Below are 14,948 nucleotides of genomic sequence, written 5' to 3' on the forward strand. Positions count from 1 at the left end.
AGGGCTGCCCCCAGCCGTCAAGATGCGGCGCATGCTAGTACGGGTATCGCCAGGCGCACCAGGTTGCGTTCCGCGCAACTTTTCGGCCTCGGCTCGCCCCGGCCTGCTGTTGATGACGGCGCGTATAGTTTCGCCATGAGCAACTACGAGGCAGCCACCGAAACAGCGGGCGCCCCGGCGGGCGGGGTGCAGTCCGTCGACCGCGCCGTCAGCGTGCTGGAGATCCTCGCCCAGCGCGGCGAGGCGGGCGTCAGCGAGGTGGCGGCGGAGATCGACGTCCACAAGTCGACGGCGTTCCGGCTGCTCGGGGCACTGGAGGCGCGGGGCCTCGTCGAACAGGCCACCGAGCGCGGCAAGTACCGGCTCGGCTTCGGCATCGTGCGGCTGGCGGGCGCGGTCACGGGGCGGATCGACATCACCCAGGTGGGCCGCCCGGTGTGCGAGCGGCTGGCCGAGGAGCTCGGCGAGACGGTCAACATCGCGATCCTGGAGGAGCAGTACGCGATCAACCTCTGCCAGGTGCGCGGCCCGGGCGCGGTGACGGCGCACAACTGGGTCGGCCAGCTGACCCCGCTGCACGCCACCTCCAGCGGCAAGGTCCTCCTCGCCCACCTCCCGGCGAAGCAGCGCGTGCAGCTGCTGGCGGAGGCGGGCCTGAAGAAGTACACGCCGAGCACCCTGACCGCCAGGACGAAGCTCGAGAAGGACCTCGTCGCGTCCCTGGACCGCGGGTACGCCATGACGTTCGAGGAGTACGAGATCGGGCTGCACGCCATGGCCGCCCCGATCCGCGACCGGGACGGCGTGGTCATCGCCGCGATCAGCGCGTCGGGGCCGAGCTACCGCTTCACCGAGGAGCGCATGCACGAGCTGGCGCCGCTGCTGCTGAAGGGCGCACAGGAGATCAGCCACCGCATGGGCCACCTGGGCTGAGCGTCCGCTTCACCGCTCCTGCGGCGGCTGCTCGTGCCCGGTGCCCAGCCGGGCCCGGACCCAGTCGTGGAACGCTCCGATGTGGTGCTCGCTGGGCACCAGCACACCGCCCTTCGCGTACATGCGGGAGCTCATCGCGGGCTGGCAGCGCTCGCAGGCGTCGAAGTCCTGCCGGTTGACCCGGTCGAAGAGCTCGACGGACCGGCTGACGTCCTTGCCTCCGTCCACCACGTCCTTGAGGTAGAGCCAGTCGCATTCGACGATCGTGCGGTCGGCCGCGACCGGGTACATCCGGTGGAAGATCACGTGGTCCGGCACCAGGTTGATGAAGACTTGCGGCCGTACGGTGATCGCGTAGTACTTGCGGTCCTGGTCCGGCGAGACGGTGGGGATCCGGTCGAGGCCCTCCGAGCCGTCGACGGTGAAGCCCTGGATGCCCTCGCCGAAGGCCGCGCCGTGTCCGACGTAGTACTGCGCGGCGTAGCCGTCGGCGAACTCCGGGAGCACCTCGGTGAGTTCGGGGTGGATCGTGGCGCAGTGGTAGCACTCCATGAAGTTCTCGATGATCAGTTTCCAGTTCGCCTTGACGTCGTAGACGATCCGCCGCCCGACCTCCAGGTCCTCGATGCCGTACCGCTCGATGGACTGCGCGTCGCCGAGCCGCTCGACGGCCGCGCCCATGACCTGCTCCTCGAAGGAGGGCGGGCTGTCCGCGAGGCAGACCCAGACGTACCCGAGCCATTCCCGTACGGGCACGGGCGCCAGCCCGAACTCGGTCCGGCCGACGTCGGGCATCTTCGTGAGGTTGGGGGCGGCGATCAGCTTGCCGTCGAGGTCGTACGTCCAGGCGTGGTACGGGCACTGGAACGCCCGTCTGACCTCGCCGGCCGGCTCCGTGCACAGCTTCGCGCCGCGGTGCCGGCAGACGTTGAAGTAGGCCCGGACCGCATGGTCGCGCGCCCGCGTCACCAGGACGCTCTCGCGGCCGACGTCCACGGTCCGGAAGGCGCCGGGCTTGGCCAGCTCGGACGAGCGCCCCACACAGAACCACATCGTCTCGAAGATGCGTTCCTGCTCCAGCCGGAAGACGGCCGGGGCGGTGTAGTAGTCGCCGGGGAGGGTGGCGATCAGGCTTTCCGGCAGGCCGGTCGTGGTCACGTGCACTCCTCGCGGAACGTCGTGGTTCGGGGCGTCGGGGGCAGCGGTGCGGCGCTTGGGGGCGTCGTGGTGTCGTGGCGTCGGATCAGGACCCGCCGTGGGTCAACCGGCCGTCCGGGCCTCGGCGGTGGCCAGCCGGCGCCGCCACCGTGTGAACAGCCGCGTCTGGTTCAGGCCGAGCACCGCGACCGGCCGGCCCGCGCTGCGGTAGACGGCGAGGAAACTGCGGTCGGCCGCCGCGCCCTCCTCGACCGTGACGCTGTCGGCCTCGGCGGCGTACCCGGCGAACTGGATCCGGGTCCCGTACTGGTCGGACCAGAAGTACGGGGGCCGGGGCGCCTGCGCTGCGCCCTGCCCTCCGCGGAGCAGGGCGGCGACCGCCGCGGCCGGGCGCTCCCGGGCGCCGGTCCAGTGTTCGACCCGGCGGTGGGCCCCGACCGCGGGCTCGTACCAGGCCGCGCAGTCCCCGACGGCGACGATGCCGGGGATGTTCGTACGGCCGGCCGCATCGCACCGTATGCCGTCGGCCAGGTCCAGTCCGGACCCCGCCAGCCAGTCGGTGGACGGGCGGGCGCCCACTCCGACGACCACGGTGTCGGCGTCGAGGCGGCGGCCGTCGTCGAGTACGACGGCCTCCACCCTCCCCGTACCGGCGAGTGCGCTCACGCCCGTTCCGCACAGCAGGCGGACGCCGTGGTCGCCGTGCAGCCGGGAGACGAGGGAGCCCATCTCCGTACCGAGCGGGCCGGCCAGCGGCGTGGGCGCCGCCTCCACGACGGTGACGTCGAGGCCGAGCCGCCTCGCGGTGGAGGCGACCTCCGCTCCGATGAATCCGCCGCCGACGACCACCAGCCGGCCGCCGCGGGCCAGATCCGCCCGCAGCGCGCGGGCGTCGTCCAGGGTGCGCAGGACGTGCACTCCGCCGAGGGGCCCGCTCCCCGGCAGGGTCCGCGCGGCGGCGCCGGTCGCGATCACGATGCCGTGGGCCCGGACCGACCGGCCGTCGGCGAGCCGTACGTGGTGCTCGGCCCACGACCCGGTGTCGAGCCCGACGGCTCGCACGCCGAGCTCCCACACGGCCGCGAGGTCCTCGCCCTCCGCTTCGAGGGCGAGTGCGTCCTCGTCGATCTCGCCGGCGAGGAACTCCTTCGACAACGGGGGCCTGTCGTACGGGCGGTGGGGCTCGCCCCCGATGAGGACGAGCCGCCCGTCGTAGCCCTGCTCGCGCAGCGAGCGGGCGGCGGACAGGCCGGCCAGCGAGGCGCCGACGACGGCCACGGTCTTCACGCGCGGCCTTCCGCCCGCTGGACGGCCGCACAGGGCGCCGGGGACGGCAGGACGTACACCGTGCCGTCCTCGACGAGGACCTGGTGGGTGCGGACGGGGCGCTTGGCCGGCGGGGAGTCGACGCTCCCGGTGCGCAGGTCGAACTTCGAGGCGTGCAGGGGGCATTCGACCTCGCACCCCTCGAGCCAGCCGTCCGACAGCGCGGCGTCCTGGTGGGTGCAGGTGTCGTCGATGGCGTACACCTCGCCGTCCTCGGTACGGAACACCGCGATCGGAGGATCGGAATCGAGTCTGCAGGCCTCGCCTCGCGGGAGATCGGCGAGTCGGCACACGGGAATCTTCATGACACCTCGGTGCGTATAGCGAAACGGATTGCGGTGAACGCAACGCCAGTGTGAGGGTGCCCCTCTACCCTGTCAAGGAAGGATTCACGACATCGCCAGGGGCCCCGGAGGGTTGTTGCGCGCGATGGCACGGCGGTCACGCCCACCCCGCCCGGCACCCCGGCTTCCGGGTGGTCCGGCCGCCGTGAGAGGGTCGGCGCCCGGCCTGCGACGGGGCCGCGCGCGAGGAGGGCAGTGTGACCGGCAGCACATCCACCGGACTGGTACTGGTGGCGGACGACGACGCCGCCATCCGCCGCTCGCTGGAACGCGGGCTGCGGCTGAGTGGCTTCACCGTGCTCCTCGCCGAGGACGGGCCCGCCGCGCTGGGCCTGCTCGCCGACCAGACCCCGGACGTCCTCGTGCTCGACGTCTCGATGCCCGGCCTGACCGGCACGGAGGTCTGCCGCAGCCTGCGCGCCCGGGGCGACGAGACCCCCGTCCTGATGCTGTCGGCCCTCGACGAGGTCGCGGACCGGATCGCCGGGCTGCAGGCCGGGGCCGACGACTACCTGGTCAAACCCTTCGCCCTGGAGGAGCTCGTGCTGCGGCTGCACGCCCTGCTGCGGCGCCGGCCGGCCCAGGTTCCCGCGGCGGACGTACTGCGCGCCGGCCCGCTGGTGATCGACGAGGCCAGCCGGCAGGTACGCCAGGAGGGCACCGAACTCCACCTCACCCGACGCGAGTTCGAGCTCCTGGTCCAGCTGGTGCGCAACGCGGGGATCGTCCTCACCAGGGACCAGCTGCTGGACCGGGTGTGGGGCTACGACTTCGAGGTGCGCAGCGACGCCGTCGACACCTTCGTCAGCTATCTGCGCCGCAAGCTGGAGGAGGGCGGGCGGCCCCGCCTGATCCACACCGTGCGCGGTGTCGGTTTCGTCCTGCGCGTCCCCGGGGCCCGGAGCGGCTCGTGAAGCTCGCCACCCGCATCGCGCTCTCCGTGACCGTGGTGGTGCCCCTGCTGGTGCTCGCCGCGGGCCTGCTGGTGCTCGGGCTGGTCAGCCGGGACCTGCACCAGCAGCAGGACACCCGCCTGCAGGACCGGGCCTCGGCCGTCCTGCCGGACGTCAAGGCGATGCTCACGGCCGACCTGAACGGGCGGCCGAAGGCGGAGCAGAACCAGCACCGCAAGGTCCTCGGCGACGTCCTCGACGCCGGGATCCGGGTACGGTCCACGGACGGAACGGTCGTCCTGGAGGGCGGACCGCAGCCCGCAGACCCGGTACGACTGCCCGAGCAGACCCCGGGCGGGCCGGTCACGGTCCGGGCCAAGGGACATGCCTGGCGGGTGCTGAGCGTCCCGGTGGCCGGACCGGCGCCGGGCACGTTCTGGCTGTTCACCCCGGCCTCGGCCGCCGACCCGCAGGTCGTCGCCGTGCGCCGCCGGGTCCTGCTGGTCGCCCTGCTCGCGGCGCCGGTCTCCGGGCTGCTGGCGTACGGGCTGGCCGGCCGCGCCACCGCCTCCGTACGCAGGCTGAGCCGCCGGGCCGCCGAACTCGACCCGGGCGCGGGCGCGGCCGCCTTCGCCACCGCGCCCGTGAACATCGCCGAGGTGGACGAACTGTCCGCCGCCATCGCCCAGTTGCTGGCCCGCTACGAGGAGCAGGCCGCCCGGACGGCGCAGGCGCTCGACACCGCCCGCTCCTTCTCCTCCGCCGCTTCGCACGAGCTGCGCACACCGCTGATGAGCATGAGGACCGACCTGGACGTCCTCGCCGCCCATCCCGACCTCTCCCCCGCCGAACGGGCGGAGATCGTACGGGACCTGCAGAGCGACCACGCCCGGCTGCTGGACCTGCTCACGGCCCTGCGGATGCTCGCCCGGGGCGATCTGGTGGAGGTGTCCGCCTTCGCCCCGCTCGACCTCCCCGAGCTGGTGGACACGGTCGTCGGCGAAACCGCCCGCCGCCATCCCACGGCCCGGCTCGAAGTCGAACTCCCGCCGGAACTGCGGGTGTTCGGATGGGATGCCGGGCTGGCCATCCTGCTCGCCAACCTGCTGGGCAATGCCGTGGTGCACGGCCACCTGCCGGACGAGCCGTCCAGGATCGCGGTACGGCTGCGCGCCGAGGGCGGGTACGCGGTACTCACCGTGGACGACGCGGGGCCCGGCATCCCGCCCGGCGAGCGGGAAGCCGTCTTCCGGCGGTTCCACCACCGCCCGGGCAGCCCCGGATCGGGGCTCGGGCTGACGCTCGTCGCCCAGCAGGTCGCGCTGCACCAGGGCACGGTCGCCATCGGGACACCGCCCGCAGGCACCGGCACCCGCGTGGAAGTGCGCCTGCCCCTGTCGGCCGCGGACGCCCCGACCCTGCGACTGCCCAGGCGCCGCGACTGGATCTCCCGGGGGGACTGAACGGCGCCGGTCCGGCCGGGCCCGGGCCTGACGGGGGGGCTCCCGTGGACTCACAAAGATTCCACAAAGACACCTCCTACCGTCCTGACCGGTCGGCCGCCCGTGAGCCGGCCCGTTCGTACCGAAGGGGATACAGCCATGCTCCCGAACCGTAGGACCGCCGCCGCCGCGATCGGCGCCGTGGCGCTGGCCGGCGCGCTGCTCAGCGCCGCCCCCGCCCAGGCCGATGGCGGCAGCCCCGCCCCCGCCGCCCCGAAGTCGGCCAAGTCCGCGCCCAAGGGCGACGGCGCGCAGGCGATCTGCAAGCGCCTGCCGAAGACGGAAGCCCGCGTCAGCGCGGCGATCAACCGCCTCAACGGCGACGTCACCGTCCTCGGCTCCGTCGCGCGGCTCGAGCAGCGCGTCGCGAACGCCCAGACCGCCGGCCACACCGAGGTCCACACCTACCTGAACGACCGCCTGACCTTCCGCAAGAGCCTGCTGCCCACCCTGCAGAAGCGGCAGGACGACCTCAAGGCCGTCAGCACCTGGTGCGCCGCGCAGGGGTCCAAGTGACCGTGCACCGCCGCGCCGCCGCGGGTCTCGCCACTCTGATCACGGCGGCCGCGCTGCTGCTCACCGGCTGCACGTCCGGCACGAAGGCCCAGCCCCAGGACACCCGGTCCGTGAGCTCCGACGACGCCCGGGTCAAGGACATGCAGCAGAAGCTGGACGACGCCGAGAGTGCGGCGGCGCAGGCGGATTCGGACGCCGCCCAGAACAACTGACCCACCCGCCTGCACCCCGGCCCGCCCCCGATCCTCGGGGGCGGGCCGGATGCGTTCACCCGGCGGGCTCGGGCCGGTGCAGTGCGCGCAGACCCTGGACCAGCAGGCCCAGGCCGAACTCGAAGTGGGCCGTGAAGTCGGTGCTGGTGAACACGGGCAGGGCCGCGGTGAGGTGCGGGAACCGGGCTGCCGTCAGCGCCTCCCCCAGTTGCTCGGGGTCCGCGGGCCCCTGGTCCCCGGGCTGCAGGGCGGCCTGCTCCTCGAGGGTGTGGCCGACGGTGAAGTGGACGACGGTCAGCGCGGTGCGCGCCGCGTCCTCGTGGCCGAAGCCCGCCTCGCGCAGGACCCCGACGAGGGTCTCGGCGAAGCCGAGGGTGTTCGGTCCGGTCGAGTGGGTTCCCGCGTAGACCCGTGCGCCGTCGCGGTGCGCGAGCAGAGCCGTCCGCATGCCGCGGGCCAGGGCGGTCAGGCGTGCGCGGAGGTCAACCGCCGGCTCGCCGCCCTGGTCTCCGCGCTCGGCGTCGGCTACCCCGCCCCCGGCCCCGGCGCCGATCCGCTCGTGGGCGCCCGGATGCCCGACATCGCGCTGAGCATCGCCGGTTCCACGGCGTCCCGGGTGTACGAGCTGCTCCACGAGGGCCGCTTCGTGCTGCTGAACCTGGCGCAGGAGCAGGACTTCGCCGTCGCCGGCAAGGCGGGCGGCGACGGCGGACGGTCCGACCGGGTCAGCGCCGTCACCACCACCGGCCGGCCCGGCCACGCCGCCCTCGACGGGGTGGCCGAAGTCCTCGTACGCCCGGACGGCCACATCGCCTGGGCCACCCGGACCGCGGACGCCGCGGCCCGCCGCACACAGCGGCACCACGCACTGTCCGCCTGGGCCGGAAAGCCGTAGGCGACCGGGCGGACAAGGGTGTCAGGCCCGCTTCCCCTGCAGGAACCGGCGCAGGCGGGCCCACGGCCAGGTGTTGACGACATCGTCCTTCGTCAGCCAGCCGCGCTGCGCCGTGCCCACCCCGTAGCGCAGGTACGGCAGGTGCGTGGTCGCGTGCGCATCCGAGTTCACCGCGAACTTCACCCCGTGGCCCTTCGCGCGCAGGATGTCCTCGTCGCGCAGGTCGAGCCGCTCCGGATGCGCGTTGATCTCAAGAGCGGTGCCCGTCCGCGCGCAGGCCTCGAAGACCGCGTCGAAGTCGGCGTCCACACCGGGGCGCCGGCCGATCCGCCGCGTGGTGGGGTGGCCGATGACGGCGACGTTCGGGTTCTCGCAGGCCCGGATGAAGCGCCGGGTCATGGCGGCCCGGCTCTGACCGAAGTGCGAGTGGACGGAGGCCACGCACAGGTCGAAGTCCCCGAGGAACTCGTCGGGCCAGTCCAGGCCGCCGTCCGGGCCGATGTTGAGTTCCGTGCCGTGCAGCAGCCGCATCCCGCGCACCGTGCGGTCCAGTGCCCGTACCCGCTCGCGCTGCGCCAGGATCTTCTCCTGCGTCATGCGCTGCATGGCGAGGTCCGGCGCGTGGTCGGTGACCGCGTAGTACGCGTAGCCGCGGGCGGCAGCGGCGGCCACCATCTCCTCCAGGGAGGCGAGACCGTCGGTGAGGTCGGTGTGGGTGTGCAGGTCGCCCCGGATGTCGCCGTCGGCGACGAGGTCGGGGAGTTCGCCCCGCAGCGCGGCCGCGATCTCCCCGCGGTCCTCCCGCAGCGGCGGCGCGATCCAGGGCAGGCCCAGCCCGGCGTAGATCTCCTCCTCCGTCCGCGAGGCGAGGTTCTTGCCGCTCTCGGCGTCGAACAGCCCGTACTCGGAGAGCTTGAGCCCCTGGCGCACCGCCAGCGCGCGGGTGCGGATGTTGTGCGCCTTCGAACCGGTGAAGTACTGCAGCCCTGCTCCCCACGAGTCCGGCGGCAGGACGCGCAGATCGACCTGGAGGCCGGCGCCGGTGCGGATGGAGGTCTTCTTCGCCCCGTGCGCGATGACCTCCGCCGCGTAGGGGAGCTCGGCGAGGGCCGTCATGAACGGTGCGGACCGGTCGGCCGCCACCAGGACGTCGACGTCGCCGATCGTCTCGCGCATCCGGCGCAGCGAGCCCGCGTACGTGCACCGCACGCACCCCGGGATGCGCTCCATCTCGGCGACGATCTGCTCGGCGATGTCCATCGCGGCGCCGAGCAGGATGCGGCCGTCGGCGTTCCGGAGTACGGAAATGCCGTGCAGGATGTTCTGCTCGGTCTGCTCGCCGAAGCCCTTCAGGTCGCGCAGCCGCTCCTCCCGGATGGCGTCCTCCAGCTGCTCGACGGACGAGATGCCCAGCTCCTCGTACAGGACGAGGGCCTTGCGGGGCCCGAGCCCGGGGATGGCGGTCAGGGTCCGCACCCCGGCCGGGACGGCGGCCCGGCTCGCCTCGATGTCCGGGACGTGCCCGGTGCTCAGGTACTCCACGATCTTGTCCGCGATGGACTTGCCCACGTGCGGGATCTCCCGCAGGCCCTTGGCGTCGAGCTGCGCGACATCGGCCGGGTGGCCGCCGACGGCGCGGGCGGCCTTCTCGTACGCGCGCGCCTTGAAGGCGTCGCCGCCGCTGATCGCGATCAGGTCGGCGTACTCCTGGAGCAGTGCCTCGACCTGCTCGTTGGCCCGGGGCATACCTCCAGGGTGCCCCCTGCACCCGGGCCCGGCACGTTCCGTCACACCGCCGCCAACTCCCCGCGACGAAAGTTGAGGATTGTTCACTTTCCATTGACAGGGCGGGCTCCGGGGCCCAAAAGTGTGCCGTCAGCGATGCACCTGCGACCGAAGTGAGCCCGCATGACAGCGCCCGTACCCGCGTTCCCCGCCGATTTCCTCTGGGGCGTGTCCGCCTCGGCCTTCCAGATCGAAGGCTCCCCCACCGCCGACGGCCGGGGCCCCTCCTCCTGGGACGCCTTCACCAAGGAGCCGGGGCGCATCCGGGACGCCTCGCACGCGGACGTGGCCACCGACCACTACCGCCGCTACCGCGAGGACGTCGCCCTGATGGCCGGACTCGGCGTCGGGGCCTACCGGTTCTCGGTGTCCTGGTCGCGGGTCCTGCCGGACGGCCACGGGCAGGTCAACCGCAAGGGGCTGGACTTCTACGACCGGCTGGTCGACGAGCTCTGCGCCGCCGGCATCGCCCCGGTGCCCACCCTGTTCCACTGGGACACCCCGCTCGCCCTCGAGGAGAAGGGCGGCTGGCTCAGCCGCGACACCGCCGAGCGGTTCGCGGCGTACGCCTCGGTCGTCGCGCGGCGGCTGGCCGACCGCGTCCCGATGTGGATCACCATCAACGAGCCCGCCGAGGTCACCCTCCTCGGATACGGCCTCGGCGAGCACGCGCCCGGCAAGCGTCTCGTCTTCGACGCCCTGCCCGCGGCGCACCACCAGCTCCTGGCCCACGGCCTGGGCGTACAGGCCCTGCGTGCGGCGGGCGCCCGCGAGATCGGCATCGCCGCCTCGCACAGCCCCGTGTGGGCCGCGAGCGACGGCGAGGCCGACCGCGCCGCCGCCGAGCTGTACGACACGCTCACGAACCGCCTCTTCGCCGACCCCGTCCTGACCGGCGCGTATCCGGACGAGGGCCTGGCCTCGCTGCTGCCGGGCCCGGTGGCCGAGGACCTGAAGACCATCTCGGCCCCGCTGGACTGGTACGGGATCAACTACTACAACCCGATGCGTGTCGGCGCCCCCGAACCGGCCGCCCCCGCGGGCGAGTTCGGTGGCATCGAGATCCCCGCGGACCTCCCGTTCGGCATCCGGCCGATCGAGGGCTGCGAGCACACCGACTTCGGCTGGCCGGTGGTCCCGGACGGGCTGCGCGAACTGCTCGTCTCCCTGCGCGGGCGCTACGGCGACCGGCTGCCGCCGCTGTACGTCACCGAGAACGGCTGCTCGTACGGGGACGGACCGGATCCCGCGACGGGCCGGATCGCCGATGCGCGCCGGATCGCCTACCACGAGGGCCATGTGGCCGCCCTGCACCGGGCGATGGCGCAAGGGGTGGACGTCCGCGGCTACTTCATCTGGTCGATCCTCGACAACTTCGAATGGGCGGAGGGGTACCGGCAGCGGTTCGGGCTGGTCCACGTCGACTACGAGACGCTGGAGCGGACCCCGAAGGAGTCGTACGCCTGGTACCGCGACCTGATCAAGGGCGGCAGATGACCGTCGGGCGGACGGCCGAGGAGACCGCGAGCCCGGTCGGCGGGGGCTGGGTCGGTGCGCTGTCCCTCGCGAATCTCGGTGTCTGGGTCGGCTGGTTCGGACCGCTCCAACTGCTCCTGGCCCGCCAGGCGGAACAGCTCGCCCCGGACCACAAGGCGTCCACCCTCGCCCTCGTGACGGGTGTGGGAGCGGCCGTGTCGATGGTCGCCAACCCGGTCTTCGGGGCTCTGTCGGACCGTACGACGTCGCCGGCGGGCCGGCGGATCCCCTGGGTGGTGGCGGGAGTTGCAGGTGGTGCGGCCGGCTTGCTCGTCCTCGCCCGGGCTTCGAGCGTCTCCGGGGTGATCGCGGGCTGGTGCCTGGTCCAGCTCGCGCTCAACGCGGCGTTCGCCGCCCTCACCGCCGCCGTGCCCGACCAGGTCCCGGCTCGCCGGCGCGGCCTGGTCGGCGGCTGGCTCGGCGTCTCCCAGGTCGGCGGGATCCTGGTCGGCACGGCGCTGGCCACGGTCGCGGGCGGCGTCACCGCCGGGTACCTCGCGTGCGCGGCCTTCTCGGTGCTCGCGGCCGTCCCGTACGTGGTGATGCGGCGCGACACGCGCCTGTGGCCCGAAGCCCGGCCCGCCTTTCGGTGGCGGACCTTCCTCGCCGGCTTCTGGATCGATCCGCGGCGCCATCCCGACTTCGGCTGGGCCTGGTTGACGCGCTTCCTGATGAACCTGTCGTACTCCGTCAGCACGATGTACCTGCTGTACTACCTGACCGATGCCGTGCACTACGAGGACGACGCGGACACGGGGGTGCTCATCCTGACGGCGCTCAACGCGCTCACCCTCCTGGCCACGGTGGTGATCAGCGGCGTCCGGTCGGACCGTACGGGCCGCAGGAAGGTCTACGTCATCGGGTCGGGGCTGGTCATCTCGGCGGCCACCCTGCTGCTCGCCGTCTGGCAGACCTGGACGGGGGCGATCGTCGCCTCGCTCGTCCTCGGGGTCGGCTTCGGCGTCTACACGTCGGTGGACTTCGCCCTGCTGACGGATGTGCTGCCGACGGCGGAGGACCGGGGCCGGGACCTCGGCGTCATCAACATCGCCAATGCGCTGCCCCAGGTGCTGGCTCCGGTGATCGCCGCGCCGGTGGTCACCCACTTCGGCGGGTACACCGCGCTGTACGCGCTCGCGGGGGCTCTGGCGCTGGCGGGTTCGGTACTGGTCCGCCGTATCCGAGGGGTCGCGTAGCGGCGGTGCGGGCACCGGCACCGACGTGCACCCGCGGTGCCACCGGACGGGCCGGTGACACCGCGGGCAGGGTGGGTCAGGAGTTGACGCAGACGTTGCCGCCGGCCGGGTTCAGCAGACCGATGAGGTTGACGCTGTTGCCGCAGGCGTTCAGCTGGAGGTGGATCGGGATCTGGACCACGTTGCCCGAGAGAACGCCCGGCGAGCCGATGGCGTAGCCTTCGGCCCCCGCGTCGGCGGCGGCGCTGCCGATCCCGCCGAGCGTCGCACCGACGACCAGAGCGGCTCCGGCCACCAGGGTACGGATCTTCATGTGGATCTCCCATCGAATGAGGGTGTGCCGGGCCATCTCATACCAGCCCGGCCCGAACCTGTCCGATTCACCCACTCGTGGGCCCCGTCCGCGGCGAGATGCCACCCGGTGCCATGAGATGCCGATCAGGAGATTTTCCCGGAGAACGCAATCTCCCGGCCCGTCTGGACCGTATGCCCTTGTAGAAGCCTCTCCAGGAGGAAAGCTCATGGCGATCTTCACTCATCTCATCCCAGCAAACCGCCGTCACGGAAAGAGGGACATGACCTCGGGGCGCGACGACAACACCGGCAGGCACGGTCACCGTCGTCACCGCAACACCGGCCACGGAGGCCATGGAGGCCACCACGGGAACAACGGCCGCCACGGTTCCGGCTGCTGACCACCGAGAACGGCTGGGCGGACCCCGCTCCTTGACCCGCCCAGCCGGCAATCGTTGAGGAACGCGTCCATGAGACGTGTCGCGTGGCATGCGCTGCACCGGCTGCTGTCGGTGGCCGACGATCCCGATGCCCTCGTCGCCGCCGCGCCGCCGGTCGCCCCGCGCGAGGCGTTCCGGCGGTTCTGGCCCTACACCCGTGGCGGCCGGCGCTGGCTCGTGCCGATCCTCCTCTTCAGCATGATCGGCCCGTTCGTCGACGCGGCCGAGATCTGGCTCTTCAAGATCGTGGTGGACGAGGTCCTCGTTCCGCGCGATCTGAGCCCCTTCCTCTGGATAGCGCTCGCCTACCTCGGGCTCGTCGTCCTCTCCGGCGTTCTGGAGTTCGCCGACGACGTGATGTCCACCTGGGTCGGCGAGCGATTCCTGCTGGCCCTGCGCTCGGACGTCTACCGGCACGTCCAAGGGCTCTCGCTCGGGTTCTTCGAACGGCGGCGGCTGGGAGACGTACTGTCGCGCATCACCGGCGACGTCGACGCGATCGAGACGTTCCTCCTCTCCGGAGTGGCCAACGCCCTCTACTACGTCATTCAGTTGGGCGTCTTCCTCGGGCTGCTCTTCTACCTGAGCTGGGACCTGACCCTCCTCGCGCTGATCATCGTGCCGCTCTTCTGGGCCTCGGCCCGGCGCTTCTCGCGGCTGGTCAAGGCCGCATCACGGGAGCGGCGCCGGCGCAGTGGCTCGATCAGCGCGATAGCCGAGGAATCGCTCGGGAACATCGCTCTGGTGCAGGCGTACAACCGGCAGGGGACCGAAGAAGGCCGGTTCACCCGCGAGAGCATGGGCCGCTTCCGCGCGGAGATGGTCTCCGCGCGGATCCGCTCCGTCTACGGCCCGATCGTCGAGGTGATCGAACTGACCGGCGCGCTGGCCGTGATGGGCCTGGGCACGTGGAAGCTCGCGCAAGGGCAGCTCACGCTCGGCGGACTGCTGGTCTTCATCGCCCTGTTGAGCAAGCTCTACAGTCCGATCCGCGACCTGTCCCAGCTCACGACCACCTTCTACGCGGCGTCCGCGTCGGCCGAGCGGATCATCGAACTGCTCGACCAGCGCCCCCAGGTCGTCGAGGTGGAAGCCGCCCGTGCCCGGAGGATCGGCCGCGCCCGGGGCGATGTCGAGTTCCGCGGCGTCTCGTTCCGCTATCCGGGCACGGAGCGGTGGGCGCTGCGCGACGTGTCGTTCCGTGTGGAGCCCGGTACGACGCTGGCGCTGGTCGGTTCGAGCGGCGCGGGCAAGTCCACGGTCGGAAAGCTGCAACTGCGCTTCTACGACCCCGACCAGGGGGCGGTCCTCCTCGACGGCACCGACCTGCGGGAGCTGCAGCTGTCCGAACTGCGCGAGAACGTCGCGGTCGTGCTGCAGGAGACGCTCGTCTTCCACGGCAGCGTACGGGAGAACATCGCCTACGGCCGGCCCGGCGCGACGGAGGCGGACATCGTCGCGGCGGCGCGTGCGGCCGACGCCGACGGGTTCATCCGGCTGCTCCCCGAGGGCTACGACACCGTGGTGGGCCAGCGGGGCCGGACGCTGTCCGGCGGGCAGGCGCAGCGCCTGGCGATCGCCCGCGCGATGGTCAGGGACGCACCCGTACTGCTGCTGGACGAACCGACCACCGGCCTGGACGCCGAGTCGGCCCGCCGGATCATGGAACCGCTGCGCCGGCTGATGGCCGGGCGGACCACCGTCGTGATCTCGCACAACCTGCTCACCGTGCGCGACGCGACCACCACGGTGGTGCTGGACCGGGGCCGGGTCGCCGAGTGCGGCACGCACGAGGAACTGCTCGTACGGGGCGGCGCCTACGCCCGCCTGCACCGCGCGAACGGCGGCGCGCCCGGCGCCGGCGCCACCACGGCAGCAGCTCCCCTGAAGGTCCTGTCGTGAGCCCGAAGGTCCCGTC

General features: G+C 72.5%; 15 protein-coding genes. 9 read left to right on the forward strand and 6 right to left on the reverse strand.

Going from position 1 to position 14,948, the window contains the following annotated elements:
* The first annotated feature begins 135 nt into the window (after positions 1 to 135).
* Positions 136 to 933 carry an IclR family transcriptional regulator gene (locus ACFYXK_RS11215; protein WP_389410879.1) on the forward strand — a complete coding sequence of 266 codons (798 nt, stop codon included), beginning with the start codon at positions 136 to 138 and terminating at the stop codon, positions 931 to 933.
* A gap of 9 nt (positions 934 to 942) precedes the next feature.
* Here ACFYXK_RS11215 and ACFYXK_RS11220 read toward each other — a convergent pair whose 3' ends face one another.
* From ACFYXK_RS11220 to ACFYXK_RS11230, 3 genes are all read right to left on the reverse strand, one after another.
* Positions 943 to 2,091, reverse strand: a complete 1,149-nt coding sequence (locus ACFYXK_RS11220) for an aromatic ring-hydroxylating dioxygenase subunit alpha (protein ID WP_389410880.1) — start codon at positions 2,089 to 2,091, stop codon at positions 943 to 945.
* 102 nt (positions 2,092 to 2,193) lie between these two features.
* Positions 2,194 to 3,378 (reverse strand): NAD(P)/FAD-dependent oxidoreductase, encoded by a 1,185-nt coding sequence (locus tag ACFYXK_RS11225; protein ID WP_389410881.1) that lies wholly within the window; start codon positions 3,376 to 3,378, stop codon positions 2,194 to 2,196.
* Positions 3,375 to 3,722, reverse strand: coding sequence for a bifunctional 3-phenylpropionate/cinnamic acid dioxygenase ferredoxin subunit (locus tag ACFYXK_RS11230; RefSeq protein ID WP_389410882.1), 348 nt, complete (start codon positions 3,720 to 3,722; stop codon positions 3,375 to 3,377). Before ACFYXK_RS11230 ends, ACFYXK_RS11225 begins: the two co-directional genes overlap by 4 nt.
* A 236-nt stretch (positions 3,723 to 3,958) precedes the next feature.
* Between ACFYXK_RS11230 and ACFYXK_RS11235 the strand changes: the two genes are divergently transcribed.
* The 4 genes from ACFYXK_RS11235 to ACFYXK_RS11250 all read left to right on the forward strand — a co-directional run bounded on the left by ACFYXK_RS11235 (position 3,959) and on the right by ACFYXK_RS11250 (position 6,884).
* Positions 3,959 to 4,675, forward strand: a complete 717-nt coding sequence (locus ACFYXK_RS11235) for a response regulator transcription factor (RefSeq protein WP_389410883.1) — start codon at positions 3,959 to 3,961, stop codon at positions 4,673 to 4,675.
* Positions 4,672 to 6,117 (forward strand): sensor histidine kinase, encoded by a 1,446-nt coding sequence (locus tag ACFYXK_RS11240; RefSeq protein WP_389410884.1) that lies wholly within the window; start codon positions 4,672 to 4,674, stop codon positions 6,115 to 6,117. Before ACFYXK_RS11235 ends, ACFYXK_RS11240 begins: the two co-directional genes overlap by 4 nt.
* A 138-nt stretch (positions 6,118 to 6,255) precedes the next feature.
* Positions 6,256 to 6,672, forward strand: a complete 417-nt coding sequence (locus ACFYXK_RS11245) for a hypothetical protein (RefSeq protein WP_389410885.1) — start codon at positions 6,256 to 6,258, stop codon at positions 6,670 to 6,672.
* The gene (locus ACFYXK_RS11250; RefSeq protein WP_389410886.1) at positions 6,669 to 6,884 is read left to right on the forward strand and encodes a hypothetical protein; all 216 of its coding nucleotides are present in this window, start codon (positions 6,669 to 6,671) and stop codon (positions 6,882 to 6,884) included. The genes ACFYXK_RS11245 and ACFYXK_RS11250 overlap by 4 nt, the downstream gene beginning before the upstream one ends.
* A gap of 55 nt (positions 6,885 to 6,939) precedes the next feature.
* On the opposite strand, the gene ACFYXK_RS11255 is transcribed toward ACFYXK_RS11250, so the two are convergent.
* On the reverse strand, positions 6,940 to 7,332 hold the full coding sequence (locus tag ACFYXK_RS11255) for a TetR/AcrR family transcriptional regulator C-terminal domain-containing protein (protein ID WP_389410887.1): 393 nt from the start codon (positions 7,330 to 7,332) through the stop codon (positions 6,940 to 6,942).
* Here ACFYXK_RS11255 and ACFYXK_RS11260 point away from each other — a divergent pair.
* Positions 7,309 to 7,779 (forward strand): hypothetical protein, encoded by a 471-nt coding sequence (locus ACFYXK_RS11260; protein WP_389410888.1) that lies wholly within the window; start codon positions 7,309 to 7,311, stop codon positions 7,777 to 7,779. The genes ACFYXK_RS11255 and ACFYXK_RS11260 overlap by 24 nt on opposite strands.
* 21 nt (positions 7,780 to 7,800) lie before the next feature.
* Here ACFYXK_RS11260 and polX read toward each other — a convergent pair whose 3' ends face one another.
* Positions 7,801 to 9,525, reverse strand: a complete 1,725-nt coding sequence (polX, locus tag ACFYXK_RS11265; RefSeq protein WP_389410889.1) for a DNA polymerase/3'-5' exonuclease PolX — start codon at positions 9,523 to 9,525, stop codon at positions 7,801 to 7,803.
* 162 nt (positions 9,526 to 9,687) lie between these two features.
* Here polX and ACFYXK_RS11270 point away from each other — a divergent pair, with 162 nt between their 5' ends.
* Together ACFYXK_RS11270 and ACFYXK_RS11275 are read left to right on the forward strand one after the other, a co-directional pair.
* A complete protein-coding gene (locus tag ACFYXK_RS11270; RefSeq protein ID WP_389410890.1) occupies positions 9,688 to 11,061 on the forward strand; it encodes a GH1 family beta-glucosidase in 1,374 nt (457 codons plus the stop codon).
* The gene (locus ACFYXK_RS11275) at positions 11,058 to 12,296 is read left to right on the forward strand and encodes an MFS transporter (RefSeq protein ID WP_389410891.1); all 1,239 of its coding nucleotides are present in this window, start codon (positions 11,058 to 11,060) and stop codon (positions 12,294 to 12,296) included. The genes ACFYXK_RS11270 and ACFYXK_RS11275 overlap by 4 nt, the downstream gene beginning before the upstream one ends.
* A 76-nt stretch (positions 12,297 to 12,372) precedes the next feature.
* Here ACFYXK_RS11275 and ACFYXK_RS11280 read toward each other — a convergent pair whose 3' ends face one another.
* The gene (locus ACFYXK_RS11280; protein WP_389410892.1) at positions 12,373 to 12,609 is read right to left on the reverse strand and encodes a chaplin; all 237 of its coding nucleotides are present in this window, start codon (positions 12,607 to 12,609) and stop codon (positions 12,373 to 12,375) included.
* A 451-nt stretch (positions 12,610 to 13,060) separates the two neighbouring features.
* Between ACFYXK_RS11280 and ACFYXK_RS11285 the strand changes: the two genes are divergently transcribed.
* Positions 13,061 to 14,932: an ABC transporter ATP-binding protein gene (locus ACFYXK_RS11285; protein WP_389410893.1), complete on the forward strand. Its 1,872-nt coding sequence runs from the start codon at positions 13,061 to 13,063 to the stop codon at positions 14,930 to 14,932.
* The last annotated feature ends 16 nt before the right edge of the window (positions 14,933 to 14,948 follow it).

The organism is Streptomyces sp. NPDC002209 (genome assembly GCF_042890265.1).
GTDB lineage: Bacteria > Actinomycetota > Actinomycetes > Streptomycetales > Streptomycetaceae > Streptomyces.